The sequence below is a fragment of the Faecalimonas umbilicata genome (assembly GCF_004346095.1).
Taxonomy (GTDB): domain Bacteria; phylum Bacillota; class Clostridia; order Lachnospirales; family Lachnospiraceae; genus Faecalimonas; species Faecalimonas umbilicata.
Window position 1 is genome coordinate 171,445 of record NZ_SLZV01000002.1, and the last position, 13,304, is coordinate 184,748.

Annotated in this window: 12 protein-coding genes and 1 pseudogene; 1 reads left to right on the top strand and 12 read right to left on the bottom strand. The window is 43.3% G+C overall.

What is annotated here, in order from left to right; translation table 11 throughout:
- The first annotated feature begins 28 nt into the window (after nt 1-28).
- On the top strand, nt 29-460 hold the full coding sequence (locus EDD74_RS01670) for a hypothetical protein (protein ID WP_008976454.1): 432 nt from the start codon (nt 29-31) through the stop codon (nt 458-460).
- A gap of 95 nt (nt 461-555) precedes the next feature.
- On the opposite strand, the gene EDD74_RS01675 is transcribed toward EDD74_RS01670, so the two are convergent.
- From EDD74_RS01675 to EDD74_RS01730, 12 genes and pseudogenes are all read right to left on the bottom strand, one after another.
- On the bottom strand, nt 556-819 hold the full coding sequence (locus EDD74_RS01675) for a glyoxalase (protein WP_008976455.1): 264 nt from the start codon (nt 817-819) through the stop codon (nt 556-558).
- 51 nt (nt 820-870) lie between these two features.
- The gene (locus EDD74_RS01680; protein ID WP_116441742.1) at nt 871-1,524 is read right to left on the bottom strand and encodes an HAD family hydrolase; all 654 of its coding nucleotides are present in this window, start codon (nt 1,522-1,524) and stop codon (nt 871-873) included.
- 257 nt (nt 1,525-1,781) lie between these two features.
- Nucleotides 1,782-2,561 carry an RNA polymerase sporulation sigma factor SigG gene (gene sigG, locus EDD74_RS01685; protein WP_009262934.1) on the bottom strand — a complete coding sequence of 260 codons (780 nt, stop codon included), beginning with the start codon at nt 2,559-2,561 and terminating at the stop codon, nt 1,782-1,784.
- Nucleotides 2,562-2,664: 103 nt separating this feature from the next.
- Complete coding sequence (locus EDD74_RS01690; protein ID WP_116441741.1) at nt 2,665-4,275, bottom strand: MBL fold metallo-hydrolase RNA specificity domain-containing protein; 1,611 nt, start codon at nt 4,273-4,275, stop codon at nt 2,665-2,667.
- 172 nt (nt 4,276-4,447) lie between these two features.
- Nucleotides 4,448-5,155 (bottom strand): RNA polymerase sporulation sigma factor SigE, encoded by a 708-nt coding sequence (gene sigE / locus EDD74_RS01695; RefSeq protein WP_390110335.1) that lies wholly within the window; start codon nt 5,153-5,155, stop codon nt 4,448-4,450.
- Nucleotides 5,156-5,192: 37 nt separating this feature from the next.
- Entirely contained in the window at nt 5,193-5,984 is a 792-nt protein-coding gene (locus EDD74_RS01700; protein ID WP_016440035.1) for a sigma-E processing peptidase SpoIIGA, read from the bottom strand.
- Between the two features lie 217 nt (nt 5,985-6,201).
- On the bottom strand, nt 6,202-7,419 hold the full coding sequence (gene ftsZ, locus EDD74_RS01705) for a cell division protein FtsZ (protein ID WP_008976461.1): 1,218 nt from the start codon (nt 7,417-7,419) through the stop codon (nt 6,202-6,204).
- Between the two features lie 172 nt (nt 7,420-7,591).
- Nucleotides 7,592-8,602 carry a cell division protein FtsQ/DivIB gene (locus tag EDD74_RS01710; RefSeq protein ID WP_008976462.1) on the bottom strand — a complete coding sequence of 337 codons (1,011 nt, stop codon included), beginning with the start codon at nt 8,600-8,602 and terminating at the stop codon, nt 7,592-7,594.
- Nucleotides 8,603-8,657: 55 nt separating this feature from the next.
- Nucleotides 8,658-9,743, bottom strand: a complete 1,086-nt coding sequence (locus tag EDD74_RS01715) for an FtsW/RodA/SpoVE family cell cycle protein (RefSeq protein WP_008976463.1) — start codon at nt 9,741-9,743, stop codon at nt 8,658-8,660.
- Between the two features lie 13 nt (nt 9,744-9,756).
- Complete coding sequence (gene murD, locus EDD74_RS01720) at nt 9,757-11,109, bottom strand: UDP-N-acetylmuramoyl-L-alanine--D-glutamate ligase (protein WP_008976464.1); 1,353 nt, start codon at nt 11,107-11,109, stop codon at nt 9,757-9,759.
- Between the two features lie 9 nt (nt 11,110-11,118).
- The gene (mraY, locus tag EDD74_RS01725) at nt 11,119-12,075 is read right to left on the bottom strand and encodes a phospho-N-acetylmuramoyl-pentapeptide-transferase (protein ID WP_116441740.1); all 957 of its coding nucleotides are present in this window, start codon (nt 12,073-12,075) and stop codon (nt 11,119-11,121) included.
- 76 nt (nt 12,076-12,151) lie between these two features.
- Nucleotides 12,152-13,207, bottom strand: a pseudogene (locus EDD74_RS01730) (peptidoglycan D,D-transpeptidase FtsI family protein); the annotation flags it as partial.
- Nucleotides 13,208-13,304 lie beyond the last annotated feature (97 nt).

Consider the following 13,304-nt stretch of genomic DNA (forward strand, 5'->3'; position numbering starts at 1 on the left):
TTCAAGCATACATTCACAGGAGGCATATATGAGTTCGAAAACAAAAATCGTCGTCCTTCACATGAAGGAAATCATCTACACTACTATTTTCATTGTACTTGGCATCCTGCTTCTGCTCCTTCTCTTTTTTATGTTTCTTCCTGAAAAGAAAGAGGGCAGTCCTGGAGCTAAGCAATATCAACCCGGCATATACACTTCCACACTGACACTGAACAACACCGATCTGGAAGTGGAAGTCGCCGTCGACGCCTCCCACATCAATTCTATCCGTTTCTCAAATCTAGATGACACGGTAACTACTATGTTTCCTTTGATCCAACCGGCGATCGAAGATATTGCAGAGCAAGTATACGACACACAGTCTCTTGAAAATATTTCTCTGCCGCAAGAGAATCCCTATACTTCCCAAGTCATCTTAGATACCATCGAAGAAGCACTCAAAAAAGCCACAGTCAAATGACTGCGGCTTTTATAATGTTCTGCCCTCTTAGTTGGTCTTGTACGATCTTATCAATCAACAAAGCAGTTATTTTTCCATATAAACAGACCAATATGCTACCCTTCTACGACAAGATATTGTCCGCCCGGCAATGCAAACACTTCAGAAGCCTCCTCAAGCTCTTCGTCTGACATTCCATCAACGTCTGCACCATTCTCTTCAAAATACTCTCTTACTTCCTGCAAAGAGTCTACGATTACTGCCATACAGTCCTCTAAAAACGCTTCTGCTTCCTCCAGTGTCTCTGCCACCGGCTCATCAAATAATTGTGACTGGTTCTTTAAAAACACCTTTAAACAATCCTCATCATATTCGTACATCGCATATATCCTCCTTCATTTCCTCTTTTTGTATTTCTATGCATGTTTTTCTTATGATATGAGTTCCAATATTTCCAGCGGATCATCCACCGTCTCCACGGCTCCTGCTTCCAGCAATTCTTCCTTAGAACGAAATCCCCATGTAACTCCGATCGTCCGCATTCCCGCTGCACTTCCGGTTCTGATATCTACCTCGGAATCTCCGATATAGACACATTCTTCTATCTTCCTTCCCAGCTTTCTGGCAATCGCAAATACCATCGTCGGATCCGGTTTCTTCGGATACCCTTCACATTGCCCCTGCACGTAGGAAAATAACTCTTTCCCAAATACATCCTGCACTACCTGAACCGTCTGGACATGCGGTTTATTCGATAAAACCGCCCTCTCAATCTGATGTTCCGTTAATCCTTCCAGAAGCTCTCGGATCTTCGCATATGGTTCTACATGATACATACAGTTCTCATGAAATATTCTTCCATAAATCTCCATCGCCTCTTCTATTCTTGAAAGATCTCTTGCCCCGGAAGCCATCAATGCTTTCTCCATCAGCACTCTTGCTCCATTTCCTACAAACTGCCTGCACTGATCTCTTGTAATCTCTGGCAGTCCCATCTCACACAACGTCAGATTCACGGATCTTACAAGGGAATCCAGCGTATTTGTCAATGTTCCATCTAAGTCAAATATGCACGCTTTATACATTGTCTCTCTCCTTTATATCCATATAATAGTATGAATAGGCTCAAATTTCAACAAGAAATTTTCTTCTTCTCCGGACTCACTTGCTGTACAAAGCAAAGTACATACTGCTACAAGCACTAGAATCAGCAGTGTTTTCATTGTTTTTCGTCTCTGCTCCACCGTCTTCCCCTCTTCTTTTTTCTTTTTTCTTCCGGCATTTCACAGAATAACACTACCTATCTTTTGCCCTATCCTAGATGGATTTCGCAATGCTTCTTTTACCCCGCCAAATACTGCCGCATTGTCTTTAGTGCGTTTTTCTCCAGACGACTTACCTGCGCCTGTGAGATCTTCACCTGACTCGCCACTTCCATCTGTGTCTTTCCTTCAAAAAAACGAAGCTGGATAATAAAACGCTCCCTTTCATTCAAACGTTCCATCGCCGCTTCCAGAGAAAGACCTTCCACCCAATATTCCTCCCGGTTCTTCTTGTCACTAATCTGATCCATCACATACAGCGCATCTCCACTGTCATTATACACCGGCTCATTCAGACTCATCGGTGCCTGGATGGCATCCAGTGCAAAGATAATATCTTCTTTCGCAATTCCAATCTCCTCTGCAATCTCTTCTACTGTCGGTTCTTTTAAATGTCTTTTCATATAGCCTTCTTTCGCATAGATTGCCTTATACGCAGTATCCCTTAAAGAACGGCTCACACGGATAGAATTATTGTCTCTTAGATATCTCCTGATTTCTCCTATGATCATCGGAACCGCATAGGTTGAAAATTTTACTTGAAGATCTGTATTGAAATTATCAATCGCCTTCATCAACCCGACACAACCGATCTGAAAAAGATCATCGACATTTTCATTGCTGCTTGCAAACCGCTTGATCACGCTCAGGACCAACCTTAAATTCCCCTTGATATACCGCTCTCTTGCCGCTTCATCCCCTTCTTTGATCTTCACAAACAAAGCTTCCTTCTCCTCATTGCTTAGGAGAGGAAGCTTCGCTGTATTGACTCCACATATTTCAACTTTACTTAATGCCATGACTGCCTTCCTCCTAGAACATTTTCTAGTCAGAGGATTCTCACAATCTCCGGCAGTTATACCACTTTCCTTCTACTATTTTTCATTCCGGCTACTTTCTTCTCTAATCACGATCCCATTTTTCTGCAAGATTCTGAATCTGTGATTCGAATTTTGCCAGATCTTTGTTGGACAGTCCTTCGTTTTTGAAAATAACTTCCATGAGATGTTTTCCTGCTGAAACCACTCTCTGGAATGCAGTCGCAGCACGTACCGCCATCGGTTTTTCCTTTGCCTTTTTCGGAACTCTCGCGCCAGCTGTGAGCACTTCATTTGTCATCAGATCCACGCATCCTCCGGAATATGGTGCAAATGCCTGGCATCCAAACTGTTCTTCAATCGTCTTTGCGAATTCATCTGTCACTGTATCCTCCCCATGTACAACAAATACATGGGAAAGCTTCGTCTCAAATCCACCAAGCCAGTTGAGTAAGCCTTTCATATCCGCATGTCCGCTGATACCTTTCAACGTCTCAATCTTTGCACATACCTCGATTGTCTCACCAAACAGCTTGACAGACGGTACTCCTTCGATCAGCTTTCTTCCAAGCGTTCCTACCGCCTGATAACCGACAAACAGAATTGTACATTCTTTTCTCCACAGATTGTGTTTTAAATGATGACGGATTCTTCCGGCTTCACACATACCTGACGCTGAAATAATCACCTTCGGCTTACTATCATAATTGATCAGCCTCGAATCATCGCTCGTCGTGGAAAGCTTCAAGCCCGGAAACACGAGAGGATTGATTCCTTGTTGTACAAGTTTCAGTGCATCTTCATCAAAGCATCCTTTTGTATTCTTCTGAAAAACGTTCGTCGCTTCGATTGCAAGCGGGCTGTCCACATACACTTCAAAATCAGGAAAATCTGACAAAAGCTTCTTCTCTTTGATCTCACGAATAAAATAAAGTAATTCCTGTGTACGTCCGACCGCGAAAGATGGAATCACCACATTTCCGCCTTTTGCAAAAGTTTCCCTAAGTATTCTCGTAAATTCACCTACATAGTCTGGAATCTCATCTCCGTGAAGCCTGTTGCCATAGGTAGATTCAATTACTACATAATCCGCTTCACGCACAGTCTTTGGATCTTTGATGATCGGCTGATTGATATTTCCGACATCCCCCGAAAATACAATCTTCTTCTCCACATTGTCTTCACACATCCAAATTTCGATACTCGCAGAGCCGAGCAAATGTCCCACATCTGTAAACCGTACCCATACGCCCTCGCAAAGCTCAATTTTCTGATCGTAATCGCACGGTACAAAATATTGCAGTGCATTGACAGCATCTTCCATCGTGTACAATGGCTCATAAAGTTCTGCACCAGATCTTCTCGCCTTTCTATTTCTCCACTCAGCCTCAAACTCCTGAATATGGGCACTGTCACGGAGCATGATCTGACAGAGGTCTGCTGTCGCAAAAGTCGTTACGATCTGCCCTTGAAATCCTCGCTTGGCAAGCAGAGGAATCAGACCGGAATGATCAATGTGTGCATGCGTCAAAAGTACATAGTCAATCTCCCCGACGGCAACCGGAATCTCTTGATTCTCATAGAGATCTGGACCCTGCTCCATACCACAGTCGATCAGAATGTGTTTTCCATTGACTTCCAGAAGATGGCAGCTTCCGGTCACTTCATGTGCTGCACCGATAAATGTAAGTTTCATATGCAAGTCTCCTTTCTGATTGCGGCAGTTCCCCGCTGTATATTCTTTGTTTAATATGCAGGAACACCTCGCAACTGCTGTCATAAAATTTACTATATTATAACACATTTTCAATCAAAGTGGCATATATTTCAGTCTTTATTCTTTTATTTATACTTTTTTTATTTTTCTTTTAAGATTCGTAGCGTACAATCTCCTTTTTTAATCTCTGCATAATCTTCTTCTCCAGACGTGAAATATAAGATTGAGAAATTCCCAAAAGATCCGCTACCTCTTTCTGTGTCTTTTCTTCCCCTTCGGAACGATTGATCCCAAAACGCATCTCTACGATCGTCTTCTCCCTCGGAGACAATTTTTCAATCGCTTTGCGCAGCATTTTCTGTTCTGCCTCCGTCTCTAGATCTCGGTAGATTGTATCTTCTTCCGTTCCAAGGATATCTGACAGCAATAGCTCATTTCCATCCCAATCCACATTCAGTGGCTCATCGATCGACACTTCCAGCTTTGTTTTATTATTTCTTCTCAGATACATCAAAATTTCATTTTCAATACATCTGGACGCATAGGTTGCAAGCTTGATCTTCTTTGTGGGATTAAAGGTATTGATGGCTTTGATCAGACCAATCGTGCCAATTGAGATCAGATCTTCCACCCCAATTCCCGTATTATCAAATTTCTTGGCAATATAAACAACAAGTCTGAGATTGTGTTCAATCAACACCTTTTTTGCTTTTTCATTATATTCTGTTGCCAGTTCCTTGATGACTGCGCTCTCCTCTTCCATCTCCAATGGCGCCGGGAGCACCTCTGACCCTCCTATGTAATGGATTTCTCTCCTTGTCCCTATCACGATCTTACGAAACTGTGACAAAAACTTCATCCGAAACTGCTTTGGCAGCATTGCATTTGTTACCATTTTATACTCCTCCTAATATTGCTGGATTCAGAATCATCTGATATTCCCCATTTGTAAAACTATCTTCCTCACAAATTCCAATGAGCGGCTTTTCCACCCAACACTCCTGCCCGGTATGAATGCACATTTTTTCTGCTCTGATTACCGGAAGTACCCCTTTCTCTGTTCCAACTGAACAATACGGGATATAGCGCAGTGTCTGAAGTTCCTTTTCTTTTAGAATTTCCCCTGCCTGTCTCTTTCCTAAAATGCAGACCGGCTTCCCCGTAACCGGATCGCACAGGCTGTTTCCGGTATCTAAAAGCGCATGTATCGTGCAGCTCTCCCCGGAAGTATACACTGTAACTGTATATTGATACTTATTCATGCGCTGCAGATACAAAAGAAATTTCCAGATCCCGATCACCAGATAATAACTTCCGACTGCTGCGCCAAAAAAAAGACTTCCCGCACGCACATACGGCTGCAGCCATGTAAATACTCCCCCGAGCAGAAATGCACTGGCATATAATGCCGCAAATGCCTTTAGAAATTCTCTGAGTGTTCGGATTTTCAACCCGATCCAGATCATAGCTGCATTCACAGATAAATGAAACAAAAGAAAGCGAATCAGTGTACTCCTTACCGGGAGAAGCATGCAAATACAGACCGCTGCCGCTCCAAAAATACTCCCCACGCAAATATTTCCATGTGTGGCAGTACATTTCAATACTCTGCGCACAATCAGAAGCAGCAGGTAATCCATCATAAAATTTATGAGAAACAACACATCTATGTACACTTCGTAATACATTTCCCACCTCTTTTCCGCTCCGCTTTCCTTATATCTTTTCATTTCCGTACTTGTTATTATATCTGCATACTTCTGCAGAATTTGTCAAATATTTGTTTCTTATCCCGGGATTTTTTCGACAAAAAAAGAACTATAACAAGTGGATCTCGTCCCTTTGCTATAGTTCTCTTCGGTGAGCTTCTATTTATAAAAGATAAGTGTTTGCTATTTTATCGTTCTATTTCTTAAAAAAATCCGGAATCTTGATGGATTTCTCTCTGACTGTACTTGTCGGAACTCTCGGTGTCACCGGTGTTGTCCCTGTATAAGTTCTCTGGCCAGCTGATGTATTGGTGTTATTTCCAATTACGCTGAATTCTGGTCTTGCCTGTCTTACAGAAGATGCTGTTCCTGCTGCTGAAGCTGCTGTGTGACTAGTATTTGGAAGCACACTGCCTGTCTTCTGTCCATCCAGTCTGGATTTGAGTCTGGATGACGGTCCTTCCACGTTATGAAGTCCGGTAGCAATAACTGTGATCACTGCCTCGTCTGACTTTGAATCGTCATACATTGCACCGAAGATGATATTTGCATCTTCCCCTGCAAGTTCTTGTACGTATTCTGCTGCATCACTGGCATCCATCAGTGTGATATCTCCTGAGATATTGATAATAACATGAGAAGCACCTGCAATAGTTGTCTCAAGAAGCGGACTTGCCACTGCCTGTTTCACAGCTTCTAATGCCTTGTCATCTCCCTTGCCCTGACCAATTCCGATGTGTGCAATTCCCTTGTCAATCATAACTGTCTGCACATCTGCAAAGTCAAGGTTGATCAGAGACGGTACATTGATCAGGTCTGTGATTCCCTGGATACCTTGCTGAAGAACTTCATCTGCCTTCTTCAGTGCTTCCGGCATTGTTGTTCTGCGGTCTACTACTTCCAGTAATTTATCATTAGGAATAACGATTAACGTATCTACGCTCTCTTTTAACTTCTCAATTCCTGCAAGCGCATTGTTCATTCTTGTCTTGGATTCAAAACGGAATGGCTTTGTAACTACACCGACTGTCAGTGCACCCATATCCTTTGCGATACGTGCTACAACCGGAGTCGCACCTGTTCCGGTTCCGCCTCCCATACCACAAGTAACGAATACCATATCTGCACCTTTGATTGCTGCTGCGATTTCTTCTGAGCTTTCCTCTGCTGCCTTCTCACCAATCTCAGGTTTAGCACCTGCTCCAAGTCCTTTCGTAAGCTTCTCACCGATCTGCATCAATGTAGGAGCTTTCGATAATTGTAATGCCTGCTTATCTGTATTAATAGCAATAAATTCCACACCGGCGATCTGTTCATCGATCATTCGGTTCACTGCGTTATTTCCGCCGCCACCGACACCAATGACGATAATTTTTGCTGCTGCTTCAGATTCATTTGTTTTAATTTCTAACAAGAGTTTTTCCTCCTTTATCGATCTACTTCTTATACATCCCTCTGGTTCTATATAGATTCTGCCATATAGATATATAATATAGTTTTTCTTCTAATTAATCAATAGCCTTTTTTAGATTTTCCGATTTTTTTGTCATGGCGCTCTCCATTCAAAGCAGATGCAGTATCATTTTCTAATACCCCATTCCGCTTCCGTCATCATAAGTGCCTGTCCCATCATAATTTTCACTTCCGTCATCGTATGTGCCGCTTCCATCCTCATAACTTCCGGTTCCGTCATCATAGATTTCCGTTCCATCGCCATAAGTCACGCTCTCATCATACTGTGGTTCTGCTTCCCAGTCTTCATTATAACTGTCAGCATCTGTCTGCTCACCGCTGTCTGTCGCTCCGGTTTCATCAAGTATCTGATCTTCCCCTTCTGTCACAGTTCCATCTTCAGCCTCCACTGTCGGCCGGAAGCTGATCAGCGTTGACTGCATTGTAAAGTTTTCCAAATGAACAGTTCCGCTTTTTCCCTGAAGCTTTTCTAAAATCGGAGCAATCTGAGCAACTCTGTCATCAAAATTCTCATCGCCGATGTTAACTGCAATCGTCCCAAAATGAAGTGTGGCCTCTGTTCCGTTAAACACAATCTTCTCTGGACTAAGTTCCCATTTTTCCACAACTTTTCCAACCTGGATGACATAGCTGAATACCTTGCGATTCTCCGCTTTTACTTTATGATTTAAGACAACCTTTTTCACACCCAGCCCCTCAACAAGCGGAATCCCCGGAATGGACTCTGTCTGTTTCTTTAAGACGGTTCCTTCCTCATCAAAATAGGCATATTCATTCTCATAAAGAATTCCGCCAAGCAATTTATGCTCTTCAATCTTTACTTTGATCGTCCACGGATTCTTCATACTGATCTCTGCACTTTTCATCATAGGAAGTAATTCGTCCGGACGAAACTTAGATTTCCAGAGAACGTATAGGGAATTGCCGGACATTGTATCACTTTTTACCCAGTCTGACACTTCCTGCTGTGTCAGCATCTCTATTCCCGTCACTTCGATCTTTTGTATATGAAACAGCAAAAATACAGACAGCGCAAGGATTGCTGCCGCAATCAAACCTACAAGCAATGCATAAAGTCCATATTTTCTTTTCTTTTGTACTTTACGATGTTTAAATGTCGTCATCCTATCCTCCTAACAACTTTGTTGCCGTCGCGTCCTTCCGCGCCGGATGTTCTCTTTATTGTATCAGACTGGACACACTCAGCACAAGTCCCATTTCCATCAAAAGAAACAGAACCGACGTCCCTCCATAACTGATAAACGGAAGCGTGATTCCTGTATTGGGAATCGTATTTGTCACTACCGCGATATTTAAAATTACCTGTATCATCATGTGCGCCATTGCTCCAGATGCGATCAGCGCTCCAAACAGGTCCTGCGCATGAACTGCAATGACAAAGAAACGCCAGATCAGAAGCAAAAACAAGAGGATGATCAATGCCGCTCCCACAAGTCCCAGTTCTTCACAGACAATGGAAAAAATCATGTCATTCTGTGCCTCCGGGACAAATCCGAGTTTCTGTACACTGTTTCCCATTCCCCGTCCAAAAAGTCCTCCGGAACCGATTGCATAAAGTCCCTGCAATGTTTGATAACCTTTCTCATACTTTTCCGGATTTCTCCAGATTGCAAGACGTTCCAGACGATAGCTCTCCACCCCGAGGAAAATACCAAGGAATCCACATCCAAGCAGCCCCATCCAGATAAACTGTGCATACTTTGGACTTGCCACAAAAATCAGAATGACCGCAATCCCAAGAATAATGATTGCAGTACTTAAATTACTTGCCCCGACAAGACCGACAACCGGTAGTACCATAAGCATGATCTTAAACAAAGTCTTGATCTTTCCCATCTCTTTTACATTTTTTGTCACAATACATGCAAGAAATAGAATCAGCGCCACCTTTGCATACTCTGACGGTTGAAAAGATAAAGGTCCCAAAGACAGCCATCTTTTGGACCCATTATACTCATCTCCTATAAAAATCACCGCAACAGACAGCCCGATTGCAACAAGATAGCCAATGCCTGCAAGCGGTTCCCAGACATGATAATCGATATTTGCCACGATCAGCATCAGAACCGTTCCTAAAATCGTTGCAAACAACTGTTTTTTTAAATAGTAAAAACGATCGTGGAATTTTAACTCACCATTGTAGGCACTCGTACTGTACAAGATCATCAATCCTACGAACACGAGCAGAAATACAACCGCAAGCAATGTGTAATCATACCCTTTTTTCTTTCCGGGTCTGCCCACAATTCTTCACTCCTTATAAATGATTTACAAGTTCTTTGAATTTATCTCCACGTTCTTCAAAATTTTTAAACATGCCCCAACTTGCACATGCAGGGGAAAGAAGTACTGCATCTCCCTCTCTTGCAAGTCGCGCACTCTCCATGACAGCCTCTTCAAAAGTATCTGCGAGGATAACATTGTCAAATCCTTTTCTTCTTGCGGTCTCAGCGATTTTCTCTTTTGTTGCTCCAACTAATACAAGGTATCTTACTTTTTCCCCGAAAGAATCAATCCACTCATCATAAGAAGAGTTCTTATCATATCCTCCTCCGATCAGTATCGTCGGTCGATTCATCGCCTCCACTGCCTTGATGGCAGCATCCGGATTTGTTCCCTTGGAGTCATTGTAGTATGCAACCCCTTCTTTCTCCGCCACAAATTCGATCCGGTGGGCAACTCCGCCGAAATTCCTGATCGTCTCTCGTATACTCGAAAGCGGGACTCCATATGCCGCTGCCATCGCAGAAGCCGCCATCACATTCTCATAATTATGTGTACCAAGCAACTTTAGTTCTTCTACCTTACAGAGCACTTCCGGCTTTCCATCTGCATAAATGATCTTTCCGTCTTCAAGATAGATCCCTCTCTCTAGTTTACGCCTGCTGCTGAAATATAGAACCTGCGTATGAAGTTTTTCTCCGAATGCACGCAGCACTTCGTCCTCATAATTGAGTACACAGACATCTTCCTCTGTCTGATTTTTTGTGATTTCCTCTTTCGCCTGAATATATGCCTCCATCGTATGATGTCGGTTTAAATGATCTGGTGTAATATTTAAGATTGCACTTACCTTTGGATGGAACGTATCGATCGTCTCCAACTGAAAGCTGCTCATTTCCGCAACCGTCACAGAATCTTCCTTCATCTCCAACGATGCTCCCGTGTACGGTGTCCCGATATTCCCGACAACAAAAACACTGTCTCTGTACGCTTTCATGATTTCCCCCAGCAATGCAGTTGTTGTTGTCTTTCCATTTGTTCCGGTAATTGCAAGTACCTCTCCACTTGCAAAGCGGTATGCCAGTTCCACTTCTCCCCAAATTGGAATTTCTCGTTCTCTCAACTGATTTACAAGCGGAAGATCTGTCGGAACCCCCGGACTTAACACAACAAGTTCCAGCTGATCCATCACTTCCAGCGGAAGGCTGCCGAGCAAGATCTCAACAGAGCTCTCTGCCGCAAAATGTTTTCTTAAGTTTTCTTTGTCTAAATTTTCATTTCCATCGTACAGGATCACAGACGCTTGCGCCCTCTCAAGCAACGCTCCTGCGCCAATTCCGCTGATTCCTGTTCCAAATACAAGTACTTTTTTTCCTCTTAAATCCATAATACCCTCCTAAAGCGCCATCAGGCCAATCAGACATAAAATTGCTGTTGCAACAGCGAACACTGCTACAACCCGTGTCTCAGACCAGCCGCAAAGTTCAAAATGATGATGAATTGGCGCCATTTTAAAGATTCTTTTCCCGCCTGTCTTCTTAAAATATGTCACCTGAATCATAACCGACAGCACTTCAATCAGATAAATCAGCCCTACGATCACGATGAAGAGCGGCATCTGGAGCATATATGCTGTGGATGCCACAAATCCTCCCAGCGCAAGCGATCCGGTATCTCCCATAAACACACTCGCCGGATAGACATTAAAGAGTAAAAAGCCAAGCAGCGCTCCCACAACCGCACAGGTCACAGGCTCGATACCGCTTCTCGTCCCCACTGCCACTACAGTGAAAAATGTGGCAACAAGCACCGTCACACTGGAGGCCAAGCCATCCAGCCCATCCGTGAAATTCACTCCATTGACCGTTCCAATCACGACAACAAACAACAGCGGAATCGAAAACCATCCGATATCCAGATATTTTCCACTGGAAAATGGAATCAGTAGTGTCATTGGAACATTTGTCACTTTTACAAGATAGTAGGCAAACACTGCCGTCACAACAATCTGAAGCGCCATCTTCTGCTTTGGAAATAACCCATCCGACCGTTTCATCACAACTTTCAGATAATCATCGAGAAATCCGATCAATCCAAAACCAAGTGTCACAAACAGCACCGGTATGATCTTCGGATATTCTTTTATATAAAAAACTGAAGTGAGCAATACACTTCCAAGGATGATCACACCGCCCATTGTCGGTGTTCCTGCCTTCTTCAAATGTGACTGTACACCTTCCACCCGTTCTGTCTGTCCCATCTTTAGTTTTCTCAGAAACGGAATGACAATCGGTCCCATCAGCAGACTCAATGCAAAAGAAATCAGCACTGGTACAATTAATTTATAATCCATAGATACACCCTTTCACTCTTTTGTTCTCATTTTAATTCAACTTATATAGTATACTTCATTTCCCTCTCATTTTCAACTACTCCTCCTCTTTTGTTTCGCTAACCGGCCCTCTTTCTATCCCCATATATGGAAGAATATTGTCGAAAATATCACGGATTACCGGAGCCGCAATCGTTCCCCCATAATAAATTCCCTGCGGATCATGGATCACCGCCATTCCTAGTATTTGTGGATTGTCTGCCGGAGCAAATCCGATAAAAGAAGAAATATATTTATTGGCGCTTCTCGGAAGTGTCTGCGAGGTTGCTGTCTTCCCTCCGATCCGATATCCTTCAATATATGCGTTTTTCCCAGATCCTTCTGCTACAACGCTCTCAAGGATCGTTCGCATTGTCGCCGACGTCTCTTTCGATACCACTCCTTTTCTTTCCGGATAAGAAAAAGGCTCCAGCTTTTCTCCTTCCCGATCCACAATTCCCATGCCAAAATGCGGTGTCACACGAACCCCTCCGTTGATCAGAGAACTTACCGTTGTCGCCATCTGCACCGGCGTAATCTGGAAGGATTGCCCAAAACTCATCGTTGCTAGCTCTACCGCACCGATGTTTTCTTTCTTATGCATGATTGTTCCTGCTTCTCCTGGAAGATCCACCCCTGTCAGATCCAGCAATCCAAACTGTTTAAAATACTCGCAGAACTTATCTACACCAAGTCGCAGACCGATGTCGATAAATACCGGGTTACAGGAATTTTGAACTCCTTGCACAAATGTTTCCGTTCCATGTCCTCCTACTTTGTGACACCGGATCTTTCGATCCTCCACCATCCGATATCCCGGACATTGAAAAGTGTCATCCAGTTTCACTACGCCTGCTTCCAAACAGGCAGAGGACGTAATGATCTTAAAAGTCGACCCTGGCTCATAAGTATCATTAATACAGCGATTTCTCCACATCTGATTCAGGAGTTCCTGCTTCTTCTCCGGATCTTTCGCATCTGCTGCAGGCTGTTTTTCAGCATTTACTGCCAGAAATTCCTCTGTCAGTGTAAAAGGATCATTCAGATTAAATTCTGGCACATTCACCATCGCCAGTATTTCTCCATTTTGAGGATTCATCAGCAGGATAGACACCCTGATATGCTCCCTTTATGAGAGACAGTGAAAAAACAAACTGTCATCATGAAGGGAGCAATTCTATGTCACAAAAAGGTAAACTAAACACAGAAGA